Source organism: Actinomadura roseirufa (assembly GCF_900659635.1).
GTDB classification, from domain to species: domain Bacteria; phylum Actinomycetota; class Actinomycetes; order Streptosporangiales; family Streptosporangiaceae; genus Spirillospora; species Spirillospora roseirufa.
In genome coordinates, this window is record NZ_CAACVB010000073.1 from 1 (window position 1) to 14,922 (window position 14,922).

The 14,922-nt window shown below is 75.0% G+C and carries 12 protein-coding genes and 2 pseudogenes; 6 read left to right on the forward strand and 8 right to left on the reverse strand.

Annotated elements, in window-relative coordinates:
* On the forward strand, positions 1-636 hold a 636-nt coding region (locus E1291_RS17555; RefSeq protein ID WP_207400780.1), incomplete at its 5' end, for a serine/threonine kinase C-terminal domain-containing protein.
* Positions 637-639: 3 nt separating this feature from the next.
* Here E1291_RS17555 and rho read toward each other — a convergent pair.
* Positions 640-1,809, reverse strand: a pseudogene (gene rho / locus E1291_RS17560) (transcription termination factor Rho); the annotation flags it as partial.
* A gap of 446 nt (positions 1,810-2,255) precedes the next feature.
* Entirely contained in the window at positions 2,256-3,194 is a 939-nt protein-coding gene (locus E1291_RS17565) for a hypothetical protein (protein ID WP_131738898.1), read from the reverse strand.
* A gap of 194 nt (positions 3,195-3,388) precedes the next feature.
* Between E1291_RS17565 and E1291_RS17570 the strand changes: the two genes are divergently transcribed.
* Positions 3,389-4,222, forward strand: coding sequence for an enoyl-CoA hydratase/isomerase family protein (locus E1291_RS17570; protein ID WP_131738899.1), 834 nt, complete (start codon positions 3,389-3,391; stop codon positions 4,220-4,222).
* On the opposite strand, the gene E1291_RS17575 is transcribed toward E1291_RS17570, so the two are convergent.
* On the reverse strand, positions 4,207-4,851 hold the full coding sequence (locus E1291_RS17575) for a LuxR C-terminal-related transcriptional regulator (RefSeq protein WP_131738900.1): 645 nt from the start codon (positions 4,849-4,851) through the stop codon (positions 4,207-4,209). The genes E1291_RS17570 and E1291_RS17575 overlap by 16 nt on opposite strands.
* The gene (locus E1291_RS17580; RefSeq protein WP_242614211.1) at positions 4,815-6,125 is read right to left on the reverse strand and encodes a sensor histidine kinase; all 1,311 of its coding nucleotides are present in this window, start codon (positions 6,123-6,125) and stop codon (positions 4,815-4,817) included. The genes E1291_RS17575 and E1291_RS17580 overlap by 37 nt, the downstream gene beginning before the upstream one ends.
* 201 nt (positions 6,126-6,326) lie before the next feature.
* Between E1291_RS17580 and E1291_RS17585 the strand changes: the two genes are divergently transcribed.
* The 3 genes and pseudogenes from E1291_RS17585 (at position 6,327) to mca (ending at position 10,922) form a co-directional block, all read left to right on the forward strand.
* Complete coding sequence (locus E1291_RS17585; RefSeq protein WP_131738901.1) at positions 6,327-8,546, forward strand: MMPL family transporter; 2,220 nt, start codon at positions 6,327-6,329, stop codon at positions 8,544-8,546.
* Positions 8,547-8,630: 84 nt separating this feature from the next.
* Positions 8,631-10,061: a DHA2 family efflux MFS transporter permease subunit gene (locus E1291_RS17590; protein ID WP_131738902.1), complete on the forward strand. Its 1,431-nt coding sequence runs from the start codon at positions 8,631-8,633 to the stop codon at positions 10,059-10,061.
* Positions 10,058-10,922: pseudogene (gene mca / locus E1291_RS17595) on the forward strand (mycothiol conjugate amidase Mca). The gene E1291_RS17590 and the pseudogene mca overlap by 4 nt, the downstream one beginning before the upstream one ends.
* Before the next feature lie 11 nt (positions 10,923-10,933).
* Here the strand turns inward: mca and E1291_RS17600 are convergent.
* Positions 10,934-11,773, reverse strand: a complete 840-nt coding sequence (locus tag E1291_RS17600) for a polysaccharide deacetylase family protein (RefSeq protein ID WP_242614212.1) — start codon at positions 11,771-11,773, stop codon at positions 10,934-10,936.
* Between the two features lie 103 nt (positions 11,774-11,876).
* Here E1291_RS17600 and E1291_RS17605 point away from each other — a divergent pair, with 103 nt between their 5' ends.
* Complete coding sequence (locus E1291_RS17605) at positions 11,877-12,695, forward strand: ABC transporter permease (RefSeq protein ID WP_131738903.1); 819 nt, start codon at positions 11,877-11,879, stop codon at positions 12,693-12,695.
* Positions 12,696-12,701: 6 nt separating this feature from the next.
* On the opposite strand, the gene E1291_RS17610 is transcribed toward E1291_RS17605, so the two are convergent.
* Genes E1291_RS17610 through E1291_RS17620 form a run of 3 tightly spaced genes read right to left on the reverse strand, consistent with a single transcriptional unit; the run spans position 12,702 to position 14,917 of the window.
* On the reverse strand, positions 12,702-13,109 hold the full coding sequence (locus E1291_RS17610; RefSeq protein ID WP_131738904.1) for a RidA family protein: 408 nt from the start codon (positions 13,107-13,109) through the stop codon (positions 12,702-12,704).
* 24 nt (positions 13,110-13,133) lie between these two features.
* Positions 13,134-13,913 (reverse strand): IclR family transcriptional regulator, encoded by a 780-nt coding sequence (locus E1291_RS17615; RefSeq protein ID WP_131738905.1) that lies wholly within the window; start codon positions 13,911-13,913, stop codon positions 13,134-13,136.
* Positions 13,910-14,917, reverse strand: a complete 1,008-nt coding sequence (locus E1291_RS17620) for a sugar kinase (RefSeq protein WP_131738906.1) — start codon at positions 14,915-14,917, stop codon at positions 13,910-13,912. The genes E1291_RS17615 and E1291_RS17620 overlap by 4 nt, the downstream gene beginning before the upstream one ends.
* Between the last annotated feature and the right edge of the window lie 5 nt (positions 14,918-14,922).

Genomic DNA, 14,922 nt, shown 5'->3' on the forward strand with positions numbered 1-14,922 from the left:
GGCCCGACGGGACGCCGGGGTCGCCCGCGTCCCGCGCGCGGGGCCGTCCGGGCCTCGGCGCGGGCCTCGGTGGCGGGCGGACGGGTGCGTCTGGGCGCCGTCCTCAGCGTCGCGATGCTCGCGGCGGTCGCGGCGGGCATGGGCACGTGGGCGGCCCGGTGGACGTCGATAGGCAAGAGCGCCGCGGTGGCGCTGCGGCCGGCGTCCGGCGTGACGGCCCGGACCGTCCGATACCGCGACGCGGGCGCGTACTCGGTGCTCGTCCCGGAGGGATGGCAGGCCGAGCGGCACGCCTCCGCGATGACCTGGCAGGACCGGGAGTCGGGCCGGACACTGCGGATCTCCCCGGCCCCGGGCGACCCGCTCGCGGGGCTGCGCACCGCCGAGCGCCGCGCGGCGCACGACCGGCGCCATCCCGGCTACCGGCGGCTGCGCCTCGAACCGGTGCCGCTGCGCGCCGACGGCGCGGTGGAGTGGGAGTTCACCCGCGCGGGGGACGAGGGCGCCGAGCGCGTCCTGTGCGGGCGCTGGGCCGGGTACGAGCTGTGCTTCTCCGGGCGGGACTCCGGCTGGACGTCCGACCGGCGGGTCCTGGACGTGATCCTCGGGTCGTTCCGGCCCGAGCGGCGCGGATGACCCTCAGACGGTCGTCTGCTGGAGCCGCAGCAGGAACTCGGCGTTGGAGGTGGTGCCCTTCATCTTCTCCAGCAGCTGCTCGATCGCCTGCTGCCGGTCCATGCCCTGGAGGGCGCGGCGGAGGCGGTGGCTGAGCGCCAGCTCCTCGGCCGACATGAGCAGTTCCTCGCGGCGGGTGCCGGACGCCTCGATGTCGACGGCGGGGAACACACGCCGGTCGGCCAGGCCGCGGTCGAGCTTCAGTTCCATGTTGCCGGTGCCCTTGTACTCCTCGAAGAACACGTCATCCATCCGGGAGCCGGTCTCCACCAGCGCGGTCGCGAGAATGGTCAGCGAGCCGCCGTCCTCGATGTTGCGGGCCGCGCCGAAGAAGCGCTTGGGCGGGTAGATCGCGGTCGTCGCCACGCCGCCCGCGAGGATGCGGCTGCTGGAGGGCGCCGCCAGGTTGTAGGCGCGGCCGAGACGGGTGATCGAGTCGAACAGCATGACGACGTCGTGGCCCTGCTCGACGAGCCGCTTGGCCCGCTCCACGGCCAGCTCGGCGAGTGCGGTGTGGTCCTGCGCGGGCCGGTCGAACGTCGAGTGGAGCACCTCGCCGCGCACGGACCGCTGCAGGTCGGTGACCTCCTCGGGCCGCTCGTCGACCAGCACGACCATGAGGTGCACGTCGGGGTTGTTCAGGCCGACGGCGTTCGCGACGGCCTGCAGCACCATCGTCTTGCCGACCTTCGGCGGCGCGACGATGAGCCCGCGCTGGCCCTTGCCGATCGGCGCCACGAGGTCGATGACGCGGGTCGCGAGCGGGCCGGTGTCCAGCCGCAGCCGCTCCTGCGGGAACAGCGGCGTCAGCTTGCCGAACTCGGGGCGCCGCGCCGCCTCGGCCGGCGACAGGCCGTTCACGGTGTCCACCGCGGCGAGCGCGCCGAACTTGTCGCGGCCCGAGCGCGGCGGGCGGGCCGTCCCGGTGACGACGTCGCCGGGACGCAGGCCGAACTCCTTCACCTGGGCGAGGGAGACGTGCACGTCGTCCGGCCCGGCGAGGTAGCCGGACGTGCGGACGAACGCGTGCTTGTCCTGGACGGCGAGGACGCCGTGGAACGGGACGGCGGGCTCGGAGCCGGCCTGCCCGGCGGACTGGCCGCCGGTCCGGCCGGCCGGCGCGGACCGCCGGCGGGTGCTCGCCGCCCCGCCGGTCCTGGCGGCGGAGGACTGGGCGGCGCGGGATCTGCGTTCGGTGGTGATGGTGGAAGCGGACATGGGGGTCCCTTCTTCAGGCGTCGCGGAACGCTCCGCGAGACCCGGGGTCGATTTCCGCGTACGGCGGCGGAGGCCCGCGGCGCGTACGCGAGAGGAATGCGAGGAAATGCAGCTCGGCTCTCCGGGCTGACGTCGGCTCCCTTGGACGGCGGCCCGGACGCGAGAACCGCGCTGCCGAACCGGTGATCACCGGGCGCTCAGATGGCCCGGGCGGGGAAGGGACGTCCTCACCGCGAGAGGCGGGAAAACCGAAGACGCCTCCTCGACAGTACAGCACTCGGGGCCCGTCGCGCATTCCCCGGCGCCGGGCTTCGTTCCCGGCGCCGGTTCCCGCGTGTTCCCGCGTGTTCCCGGGGGCCGGGTCAGCGCCGGCTCCGCGGCCGGGACGGCTTGGACCCCGACCCCGTGCCCTTCCGGGACCGGGGCGTGGACGCGGTGGGATCGTCCCCGGAGGGGGCACCGACCTTCGTGGGGTCGCCGGTGGGCGGGCGGCGCGTCGTCCGTCCGGGCCGCCTGGTGACCGTCCGCGTCGGGGTCGGCGTGCTCGGCTCCTCCGGCCAGGAGAGGAAGGTCCGCGTCGGGGAAGGCCGCCGCCGGTCGGTCCCGGTCGCGGTGCAGTCCTCGTCCTCGAACACGCCGTCCGGGGTCGCGACCCGGGTGGCCGCCGCCACGTCCACCCGCCGCAGCAGATCGATCTCGCCGCGCCCGGCGGACAGCCGGCGGGGCAGGGCGAGGCTGAGCGTGGGCCCGTCCACCGCCGGGCGGCTCTGGAGCGTGGCCGTGCCGCGTCCGCCGCGGCCGGTGACGCGCCAGGTGCCCCGGACGAGCCGGACCTCCACGCGCACCTCCAGGGACTTCTGCCGGATGACCGTCGTGTACGCGGTGTCGCCGGGCGCCGCACCGCCCGGCAGCGGCCCGGCGGTCGTGAAGGCGACCCTGGCGCCGCCGGGGTCGCGGTCCCAGGCCACCTCGGTCAGGTCGCTCCACACCGGCGCCGGGGCCCGCACCGCCGCGCCGCCCTTCGCGCCCTCGGCCCCCGGGCTCCTCGTCCCCGTGCTCTTCGGCTGAGTGCTCTTCGGCTGAGCGCCCTTCTTCTCGGGGCCCTTCGCGCCCTTGGCTCCGGCGGCCTTCACGTCCCGTGGCGGGTCGGTGCAGCGCAGCGACCAGCCGGCGGTGATCGGCGCGGGGGACCTGACCGGGGCGTGGGACCGCCCCGTGGCCGGGGCGCCGGAACCCGCGCATCCGGTCAGGGCGGCGGCGAGCCCGGCGGCCCCCGCGCCGACGGCGGCCCCTGTGATCATGCGCCGGTGGTCCATCCGTGGCGACTCCCTCGGAGACGTGGGCGCCCGTCCCCCCGGCCCGGACCCGTTTCGATGGTTCACGGCCTCTTTTGACTCCCCGTGGCGGCGGCGGGTTCCGATCAACCCGGACCCGGCCGGACGGGCGGATCGGCCCGGTTCGTACGATGGCGCAGGCGCCGGACCGAGGGGGATCCATGAACGCGGGCGAGACCGCCGGCACGGCCGTGGGGCTGCGTTGCGAGGTCGCGGAGGGCGTCGGCACGGTCACGATCGACCGGCCCGCCAAGCGCAACGCGATGTCGGCGGACATGTGGCGGGCGCTGCCCGGCCTGCTGACCGGGCTGGCCGCCGACCCGGCGGTGCGGGTGCTGGTGCTGACCGGGGCGGGCGGGAACTTCTGCGCGGGCGCCGACATCGCCGAGCTGGCGGCGATCGACCGGCCGGACGGCGGGCACCTGTCCACGGCGGCGGAGGAGGCGCTGGCGGCGTTCCCCAAGCCCGCGCTGGCCGCGATCGAGGGGTTCTGCGTGGGCGGCGGCTGCCAGCTCGCGGCGGCCTGCGACCTGCGGTTCGCGGCGGAGGGCGCGCGGTTCGGGATCACCCCCGCCAAGCTCGGCATCGTCTACCCGTCCTCGGCCACGGCCCGGCTCGTGCGGCTGGTGGGCCCGGCGGCGGCGAAGTACCTGCTGTTCTCCGCCGACCTGGTGGGCGCGGAGCACGCGCTGCGCGTCGGATTCCTGGACGAGATCGTCCCGGCGGGCGGCCTGGGGGCGCGGGTCGCCGAGTTCGCCGCGACGCTCGCGTCCCGCTCGCTGCTCACCCAGCGGGCCGCGAAGGAGATCGTGGACACGGCCGCCGCGGGCGGGCCGGTGGAGGCGGCGGCCCGCCGCTGGCTGGAGGAGGCCGCCGCGGGCGGTGAGACGGCCGAGGGCGTCGCGGCCTTCCTGGAGCGCCGCGCGCCCCGCTTCACCTGGACGGGCGAGCGGGACGGCGGGCCGCGGGCCGCGGGGCCTCAGCGGTCGAGGTAGGCCAGGACGGCCAGCACGCGCCGGTTGTCGTCACCGGTGACCGCGAGGTCGAGCTTGGCGAAGATGTTGGCCGTGTGCTTGGTCACGGCCCGCTCGGTGACGACGAGCTGCTGGGCGATCGCCGCGTTGGAGCGGCCCTGGGCCATCAGCTCCAGGACCTCCAGCTCGCGGGGGGTGAGCCGGCCGAGCGGCCGGTCGCGGACGCCGCGGGCGACGAGCCGGGAGATCACCTCGGGGTCCATCGCGGTCCCCCCGGCGGCGACGCGGCGGACGGCGTCGACGAACTGGGCGGAGTCGAACACCCGGTCCTTCAGCAGGTAGCCGACGCCGCCGGTGCCGTCGGCGAGCAGCTCGCGGGCGTAGAGCTGCTCGACGTACTGCGACAGCACCAGCACCGGGAGCCCGGGGACCCGCCGGCGGGCCTCCAGCGCCGCCTGGAGGCCCTCGTCGGTGAAGGACGGCGGCAGGCGCACGTCGACCACCGCCACGTCGGGGCGGTGGTCGAGCAGCGCCTTGAGCAGTCCCGGGCCGTTGTCGACGGCGGCCGCGATCTCGAAGCCGTGCGTCTCCAGCAGGCTGACGAGCCCCTCCCTCAGGAGGGCGAGATCTTCGGCGAGGACAACGCGCACGGCAGCTCCAGGGTGACGATGGTCGGTCCGCCCACGGGCGAGCTGAGGGCGAGGACGCCGTCGAATGTACCGATCCGGCGCTCCAGCCCGCGCAGTCCTGTGCCTCCGTCCAGGGTGGCGCCGCCGCGTCCGTTGTCGGTGACGGTGACGCGCAGCATGCCGCGCTCGTGCCGCAGGTCGACCCAGACATGGGACGCGTCCGCGTGCTTGGCCGCGTTGGTGAGGATCTCCGACACCGCGAAGTAGACGGCGGACTCGACCGGCGGCTCGGGCCGTCCGGCCAGCTCGACGGTCACCTCGGGGCGCAGCGGGTGGTCGAGCGAGAGCGCCTTGATCGCATCGCCCAGGCCGCGGTCGGCGAGCACCGGCGGGTGGATGCCGCGGACGAGGTCGCGCAGCTCGTGCAGGGCCTTGGTCGAGGACTCGCGGGTCTGGGCGAGCAGCAGCCGCGCCTTCTCCGGGTCCCGGTCCAGCAGGTGCTCGATCGCGCCGAGGCTCATGCCCATCGCCACCAGCCGGGCCTGCGCGCCGTCGTGCAGGTCGCGCTCGATGCGGCGCAGCTCGGCGGCGGAGGCGTCGACCGCGTCCGACCGCGTCTCGGTCAGGTGCCGGACGCGCAGCGCGAGCCGGGACCGCTCGGTCGGGCCCAGGAGGTGCCGGGCCCAGCGGATGTACACGGCCATCAGGGGCGGGCCGGAGAGGAAGGCGCCGGCGATGAAGGCGGTGGCGACCACGAGGGTGCCCGCGAGCCGCAGCGGGCTGTGCGCGTAGCCGGCGTCGACGTGCACGAAGGTGTACCACTCGTTGCCGCCGTGATCGGCGATGAGGCCGCCCGCGAACGCGGCCAGCAGGAACCCCCAGATCCCGTAGAGGATCATGTAGATGGGCAGTGCCGCCGTGAAGGCCAGGACGAACGGGTCCACCGACACCCACAGGTAGTCGCGCCAGGTCGCCGGGTCGGAGATCAGCGCGACGAAGCTCTTGAACCGGCCCGGGAGCCCCGGCTCGGCCTCCGGCTCGGGGAGGTAGGGGCGCTCGATCTCCACGCCCGTCCACCGGCCGATCACGCGGCGGTACCGGTCGACGCGCGAGCGCAGGAACCGCGTCGCCCTCGGGAAGAACAGCACGCCGAGGAATCCGCCGATCGTCGAGACCACGGTGATGAAGAACAGCCCGGCGAGCATCGCCGAGAGGCCGATCAGCGTGAGCAGCAGCCCCCGCCCCGGTGTCCTGAGCCGTGCCTGCCACACGGTCTCGTTCGCCATCTCGGTCATCACTGGATCCTCCGTGGTTGTGCCCGTCGTTCCGGAGTCCAGTCTCCGGCGCGCGGCCCGCCAGCACAGTGTGCCCGCAACCCGGGGGTGGGGTGTACCTGAGTGCACCCCCGGCCGGTAACTAGGGCCATGTCCTGACCAGGGGCGCTCTCCCTAGCGTCATGGGTGCCACCCCGCATCCGACCTTCTTCAGGGGACCCCATGAAACGGAATCTCGCCGCTTCGCTCGGCGGCTGGAGCGCGCGCCACCGGCTGGCGGCCCTGCTCGGCTGGCTCGCGTTCGTCGTGGCCGCCGCGGTGCTCGGCGGGGCGGCCGGCCAGGTCTCGATGGCCGATCACGAGAACGGCGCGGGCCGGTCGACGCAGGCGGCGCGGATCATCGACGACGCCAAGGTCGAGAACCCCGACCGGGAGACGGTGCTGATCTCCGGCGGGTCGCACGCCGCCGGGTCGCCCGAGATGACCCGCGCCGTGGCCGCCGTCCGCCAGCACGTGCAGGCCACCGGTGTGATCACGGACCTGCGGCCGGACGCGGTGGCCAAGGACCGCCGCCACGTGATCGTCCAGTTCGCGCTCAAGGAGGCGCCGGACGGGGCACCGGACCCGCTGCCCGCGGTCGAGGACGCCGTGGGCCGGGCGGCGCGCGACAACCCGTCGGTGAAGATCGGCCAGTTCGGCGGCGCCACCGCCGACAAGTGGTTCGGGGACGCGGTCGGCGGCGACTTCAAGCGCGCCGAGCTGACCGCGGTGCCGCTGGCCGTGGGGATCCTGCTGGTGGCGTTCGGGGCGCTGCTGGCGGCCGTCCTGCCGGTGCTGCTGGCGCTGACGGCGTTCGTCGCGGCGGGCGGACTGCTCGCCGTCGCCAGCCACGCGGTGCACATGGACGACACGACGAACTCGGTGATGCTGCTGATGGGCCTCGCCGTCGGGGTCGACTACTGCCTGTTCTACCTCAAGCGGGAGCGGGAGGAGCGGGCCCGCGGCCTGGACCGGGAGGCGGCGCTGGCGGTCGCGGCGGCCACCTCGGGACGGTCGGTACTGATCTCGGGACTGACCGTGATGGTGGCCATGGCCGGGATGTTCCTGTCCGGGCTGCTGCTGTTCGAGGGGTTCGCGATCGCGACGATCCTCGTGGTCTGCATCGCGATGCTCGGCTCGGTGACCGTCCTGCCCGCGCTGCTGGCCCTGCTCGGCGACCGGGTCGAGTTCGGCCGGATCCCGCTGCCGGGCCGTAGCCGGGCCGCGCGCCGGCGCGGCGAGGGGCGGCCGGGGCCGGTGGCGGCGCTGCTGCGGCCCGTTCTCGCGCGGCCCGGGACCGCGGCGATCCTGTCCGCCGGCCTGCTGCTGGCGCTCGCGGCGCCCGCGCTCGGCATGCGGACCGAGCGGCTGGCGCTCGACCAGCAGATCCCGCCGGGCGAGCCCATCGCCCGGACCTACAAGGAGCTGAAGGCGGCCTTCCCCGGCAACCCGGAGCCCGCGGGCGTCGTGCTGAAGGCCGACGACATCCGCTCGCCGCGGGCGCGGGCGGCGATCGAGGAGCTGCGGCGGCGGGCCGTGGCGTCCGGGGAGATGAACGAGCCCATCGAGGTGACCGTGCACGAGAAGGCGAACATCGCGGAGATCGCGGTGCCGCTCGCGGGGACCGGCGCCGACGCCGCGTCCCGGCACGCGCTGAGCACGCTGCGCGACCGGATCGTCCCGGAGACCGTCGGACGGGCCGGTGAGGCCGCCGTGGGCGGGCAGCTCGCCTCCTCGGTCGACTACAACGCGCGGCTGCGCGCGGGCATCGTGCCGGTGTTCCTGTTCGTCATGGGCATCACGTTCCTGCTGATGCTGGTCTTCTTCCGCTCGTTGGCCGTCGCGGCGACCGCGATCGTCCTGAACCTGCTGTCGGTCGGCGCCGCGTACGGGGTGATGGTCGCGGTGTTCCAGCACGGCTGGGGCGACGGCCTGGTCGGCACGCACGCGGCGGGAGCGCTGGAGGCGTGGATCCCGCTGTTCGTGTTCGTCGTGCTGTTCGGGCTGTCGATGGACTACCACGTGTTCGTCGTGTCGCGGATCCGTGAGGCGCACGAGCGGGGGCTGGCCGCGGGGCCCGCCGTCCGGGAGGGGATCACCGCGACGGCGGGCGCCGTGACCAGCGCCGCCGTCATCATGATCGCCACGTTCGGGGTGTTCGGGACGCTGTCGATGCAGGACTTCAAGCAGCTCGGCGTGGGCCTCTCGGTGGCCGTGCTGATCGACGCGACGGTCGTCCGGGTGGTGCTGCTGCCGGCGGTGATGGCGCTGCTCGGCCCGGCGAACTGGTACCTGCCCCGGTGGCTCGGCTGGCTGCCGCGCCTCTCGCACGGGGCGGAGGCCCCGGGAGAGGGGCACCCGGACGAGCGGCCGGAGGCGGCCGCGGCGCCCGCCGCATCCTGAATGTAGGTCGAACCTAAATTTCGTTTGACCAAGTAAGTGGGACGAGCCTAAAGTTCGGCTCGTTCCACTTACTTGGAGGTTCCGATGACCACCGCGCCCGTCCGCGCCGCCGCGCGGCCGCCCGAACGGCTCGACCCGGCGCTGCTCAAGATGTCGTTCGTCCTGGTCCTCGGCCCGATCCTGGCCCTGCTCGACACGACGATCGTCAACGTCGGGCTGGCCGCCGTCGCCCGCGACTTCCACAGCCCCCTCGGCACCGTCCAGTGGGTGTCGGCCGGCTACCTGCTGGCGATCTCGATGGTCATGCCGCTGGCGGGCTGGGCGAGCGACCGCTTCGGCGCCCGGACGATGTGGATGATCTCCGTCGCGCTGTTCACCGTGGGCTCCGCGCTGTGCGGGCTGGCCTGGTCGGCGGGCAGTCTCATCGTGTTCCGGGTGCTGCAGGGCGTGGGCGGCGGGCTCATCCAGCCGATCGGCCAGTCGATCGTCGTCCGCGCCGCCGGGCCCGCCCGGCTCGGCCGGGTCTTCGGCGTGACCGTGCTGCCGATGACCTTCGCGCCCGTCCTCGGGCCGGTGCTCGGCGGGCTCATCGTCGAGCGGCTCGACTGGCGCTGGATGTTCCTGGTGAACGTCCCGCTGGGGCTGCTCACGCTGCTCCTCGCGGCCCGGTACGTGCCGGCCGACGGCGCGCGCGGCCAGGGCGGCACACGGCTCGACCTGCTCGGCGTCGCGCTGCTGTCCCCGGGGCTCGCCGCGCTCGTGTACGGCTTCTCCGAGGTCGGCGACGCCGGCGGGTTCGGCTCCGCCCGCGTCGCGGGCGCCCTGGCGGCCGGGGCGGCGCTGCTGCTCGGGTACGGCGCGCACGCGCTGCGCCGCCGCGGGAACGCGCTGATCGACCTGCGGCTGTTCGCCCGGCGCGGCTTCGCGGTCGCCACGGCCAACTCGTTCCTGCAAGGCGCCGCGCTCTACAGCTCCATGCTCCTGCTACCGCTGTACTACCAGCAGGTCGAGCACGCCTCCGCGCTGGAGGCCGGGCTGCTGCTGGCACCGCAGGCGCTCGGCACGGCCGTCGCGACGTTCTTCGCCGGCCGTCTCGCGGACCGGATGGCGCCCCGTCCGCTCATCCTGACCGGCATCGCGCTGACCCTCGTCGGGACGCTCGCGTTCACCCAGCTCGGGTCCGGCCCGGCCGGATGGCTGCTGGTCGTGTCACTGGTCGTGCGGGGCGCCGGGCTCGGCGTCGTCATGGCGCCCGGGATGGCGACCATCTACTCCAGCGTCGAGCCGCACGAGACCGCCCGCGCCGCCGGGGCGGTCAACACGCTCAACCGGGTCGGCGGTTCGCTCGGCACGGCCGTGCTCGCGGTCGTCCTGCAGAACACGCTCAGCCACCACGCCGCCCCCGCCGCCGCTTACGGCGAGACGTTCTGGTGGGCGGTCGGCCTGTCGGCGGTCACCCTCGTCCCCGCGCTCTTCTACCCCTCACGCCGCCCCACCCGAAAGGAGACCGCATGAACCCGCGCGTGTCCGGTGAACGCCCGCGACTGCTGTCCGTGCACGCCCATCCGGACGACGAGTCGAGCAAGGGCGCCGCCACCCTGGCCAAGTACGCCGCCGAGGGCGCCGACGTCCTGGTCGCGACCTGCACCGGCGGGGAGCGCGGCGACGTCCTCAACCCGGCGATGGACCGGCCGGGAGTCCGCGGCGACCTGGCCGCGGTCCGGCGCGCGGAGCTCGCCGCGGCCTGCGCGGTCCTCGGCGTCCGGCAGCGCTCGCTCGGCTTCGCGGACTCGGGCCTGCCCGCCGCGGGAGCGGAGCCGCCGGACGGGTCGTTCGCGCGCCTCCCCCTCACCGACGCCGCCCGTCCGCTGGTGGCGCTGATCCGCGAGTTCCGCCCGCACGTCGTCGTCACCTACGACGAGACGGGCGGCTACCCCCACCCGGACCATGTCAGGACCCACGAGGTGACGATGGAGGCGTTCGACGCGGCGGACGACCCGTCCCGCTACCCAGGGACTGGCGAGCCGTGGCGCCCGCTCAAGCTCTACTACCAGGGCGCCTTCTCCCGGTCGTGGTTCCAGGCACTGCACGACGGGCTGACCGCACGCGGCCTGGAGTCGGCCATCGGGCCGATCATCGCGGACTGGCCCGACACCGCGCCCGAACTGGAGATCACCACCCGGGTCCCGTGCGCGGAGTACTTCGACGTCCGGGACCGGGCCCTGCTCGCGCACGCCACGCAGATCGACCCGGAGGCGGGCTTCATGGCCCATCCCCGCGACGTCGAACGGGCGGTGTGGCCCACCGAGGACTACCGGCTGGCGCGCGCACGTCCCGGCGCCGCTTCCTGAGGACGACCTGTTCGCGGGGCTGTGACCCGCCGCCCCTTACAGCGCGACGAAGTTGAGGCCGCGGCGCTTCAGGGTGGGGATGACCGTGCGCAGCGCCGCGAGCGTCTGCGTCCGGTCGCCGCCGCCGTCATGGCACAGCAGGATGTTGCCGGACTTCGCCGACAACATCGTCTTGCGGATACTCCCGACACCCGGCCGTGCCCAGTCGCGCGGGTCGACGGCCCAGTCGATCGGGAGCATCCCGTGCTCGGCGGTCAGCTCCAGGACGTTCTTCGACCAGGCGCCGCCCGGCGAGCGGAAGAACTGCGGCACCACGCCGGTGACGTCGGAGATCCGCTTGTGCGCGTCCACGATCTCCTTCTTGACCCGCTTGCGGGGCAGGTGCGCGATGGTGATCGGGTGGGTCATCGTGTGGTTGCAGATCTGGTGGCCCCCGTCGGCGATCCGCCGGGTGAGCTTCGGGAACTCCTTGACCTGCTCGCCGATGATGAAGAACGTCGCGTGGATCCGGTGCTCGGCCAGCAGGTCGAGGACGCGCGGCGTCCACAGCGGGCTCGGCCCGTCGTCGATGGTCAGCGCGATCGTGTTCGGCGGCGGCGCCGGGGACAGCTGCGTCAGCTCCCGCACCGGCGTCTTCAGCGCGGTGAGCTTCCCGGGCGTCCACGGCGCGGGACGCGGCGTCGGGACGGGCTTCGGGGTCGGCGTCGGATGAATGACCGGCCGGGCCCGGGGCGTCGTCCGGCCGGGACCGGCGACCGCCCGGGACCCCCGCGCGGGGACCGCGCCGTCCGCGGCCAGGGCGGCGAGGCCGGCGGCCGCGCCCATCAACCAGAGCGCTTTGCGGCGGGACGTCCCGCCTGCCTCCTCATCCTCCACAAGTCCCACGCTATCGGGGTTTTGTGCGGGTAGGAGAGCGCTATGGGATCACAATCGGCTGAACGAGGATGAGAACCGCGAACATTCGTCGGCGGCGGGCGGGATGACCGCCGCCGCGGCCGCCACGGCGGTGAACGCCGCGGCGAGTGCGGCACCGCAGGTCGGGCCGCTGCTGGCGCTCGTCCTGGTCGCGCTCGCGGCGGTGGCGGCGCTACTGGTGCGGCTCGGCGGGCTCGGCCTCGGGCGCGACATGGCCGTCGCGGCGGGGCGCGCCGCCGCGCAGCTCACCGCGGTGTCGCTCGTCATCACGGCGGTGCTGCGCAGCGCCGGCTGGACCGCGGCGTTCGTCGCGGGGATGGTCGTGGTCGCCGTCGCGACCGCGGGCCGCCGCATCACCGGCGCGCTGCGCGGGCCCGCCTGGTGGACGGCGCTGCCGATCGTCGCGGGGGTCGCGCCCGTCCTGGCGCTGCTCACCGCGTCCACGCTGGTGCCCGCGCGGCCGGTCGCGGTGCTGCCGATCGCCGGCATCTTCATCGGCGGCGCGATGACCGCGACCGGGCTCACCGGCCGCCGCGCGCTGGACGAGCTGGCCGCCCGGCGCGGCGAGTACGAGGGCGGCCTCGCGCTCGGCCTGCCGCCGCGCGAGGCCGCGCTGGAGGTGTGCCGGCCCGCCGCCGCGCTCGCGCTGTTCCCCGTCCTCGACCAGACCCGCACCGTCGGGCTGGTGACGCTGCCGGGCGCGTTCGTGGGCGTGCTGCTGGGCGGCGCCGACCCGGTCGAGGCCGGCGCGACCCAGCTGCTCGTCCTCATCGGCCTGCTGGCGATCGAGGCGGTCGCGGTGCTCATCACGCTGGAGCTGGTCGCCACCGGCCGCGTGCGCCGGGCCGGGACGACCCCGCCCGGCGCGGTGCCGGGCAGGTGAGCGGGGTCAGTCCGCGACGCAGGCGAGGGCGTCGATCTCGACGAGCATCGCCGGGTGCGGCAGCTCCACCGCGACCGTCGTCCGGCTGGGCAGGACGCCGCTCGGGCAGTTCTCCTTCACGAACGCGGCGTACGCCTCGTTCATCGCGGCGAAGTCGTCGCGGGTCGACAGGTAGACGCGGAACATCATCACGTCCTCGACGCTCGCGCCGCCCGCCTCCAGGATCGCCTTGACGTTCTCCAGGACGCGCGTGGTCTGCGCCTTCACGTCGCCGGGGTGGATGAACTCGCCGGTGGCGGGGTCCTGCGGGCCCTGTCCGGACACCTGGAGCAGCGGCCCCTTGCGCACGCCCTGGGAGAACGCCCACGCGGCGGCGGGCGCCTTGTCCGTGCTGACCTGCGTCTTGTCTGCCATATCTGTTTCCTCTCAGTGTTCCTGTCACTGTTCCCGGTTCTCCGCCGCGCCCTCGTCGTCCCCGGCCGTGTGCCCGCAGTCGGCGGAGATGGCGCGGGTGGTGGCGAGAAGCTCGGGCAGCAGCCCGAGGACCTCGTCGCGGCCGAGCAGGACCTCCGGCACCGAGACCGAGACGGCCGCGACGACGCGTCCCGAGGCGTCCCGGACGGGCGCGGCGACGCAGCGGATGAACGCCTCGTGCTCGGCGTCGTCGAGCGCGTAGCCCCGCGTGGCGACACGGTCGAGCTCGTCCAGCAGCGCGCGGGGACCGGTCAGCGTGTGCTCGGTGAACCGGGTGTACTCGATCTCGGCGGCGACCCTGCGGCGGCCCGGCTCCGGCAGGTCGGCGAGCAGCACCTTGGCGATGGCGGTGGCGTGCAACGGCATCGCCAGCCCCACCCGCGAGTACATGCGGATCGCGTGCCGCGAGTCGTACTTGTCGAGGTAGACGACGGCACCGCCCTCGTACACGCCGAGGTGGACGGTCTGGCCGGTCGCCTCGTTCAGCCGGGCCAGGTGCGGCGCGGCGATGTCGCGGACGCCGCGCTGCTCCAGCGCGGCGCCGGCCAGCGCGAACACGCGGGCGCCGAGGTGGAAGCGGTGCTCGCCGTCGCGGTGCACGAACCGCTCCTCCTCCAGGGTCCGCAGCAGCCGCAGCACGGTCGTCTTGTGCACGCCGGCGTGGGCGGCCAGCTCGTCGAGGTTGCGCGGCCCCTCGCCCAGCTCGATCAGCAGGCCGAGCGCGCGGCCGAGGCTCTGGCTCATCGGATCCCCTCCAGCGCCGGGCCCGCGATGCCCGAGGCGCGGACGGTCGTCGCCGCCCACTCCCGCGCGTCCGCGCCGAGCAGGGCGTCGACGAGCGCGGCCGGGGGCGGCGGGCCGTGGTCGCCGGTGACGACGAGCGTCGCGGCGGCCGTCAGGTGGCCGAGCCGCAGGCAGCGCCGCGGGTCGTGGCCGCGCAGCGTCCCGGCCAGGTAGCCGGCGGCGAACGCGTCCCCGGCGCCGGTCGGCTCGACGACCTCGACGTCCAGCGCGGGCTCGGTGACGGTCCCGGCGCGGGTGACGGCGGTCGCGTGGTGCGCGTCGTCCTTGACGACGAGCGTCGCGGGGCCGGGCAGCAGCGCGCGCAGCCGCGCCGGGTCGCCGGTGCCGAGCACCGCGGCGGCCTCGTCGGCGCCGAGCATGACGAGGTCGGCGGCGTCCAGCAGCGGGACCAGCACCGCCGGGTCGCGGCGCTTCCACAGCGCGGGCCGCCAGTTGAGGTCGAAGCTCACCAGCCGCCCGCCGCGGGGGCGGCGCAGCAGCGCCCGGACGAGGGCCAGCGCGCCGTCCGACAGCGCGGCGGTGATGCCGGACAGGTGGACGAGCCGCGCGCCGCCGAGCAGCGGCCCGGCGACCGGGTCGGCGAGCAGGTCGGGGCCGATCGCCGCGCCGGCCGAGCCGTCCCGGTAGTAGTGCAGGACGCTGCCGTCCGGCCCGGCCTCCTTCACGTACAGGCCGGTGGGGCGGCCGGGGTCGACGGTCACGCCGCTGATGTCGACGCCCGCGGCGGCGAGGTCGCGGGTCACCCGGCGGCCGAACCCGTCGGCGCCGACGCGGCCGACCCACGCGGTGGGTACGCCGAGGGCGGTGAGCCCCCGCGCGACGTTCGCCTCCGCTCCGCCCGACGAGGGGTGGAACGCGGTCACGTCCTCAAGCGGTCCGGGCCGGTCGGGAAGGAGCACGGCCATCGTCTCGCCCACGCAGACGGCGGTGGGCAGGTGTTCCATCGGCC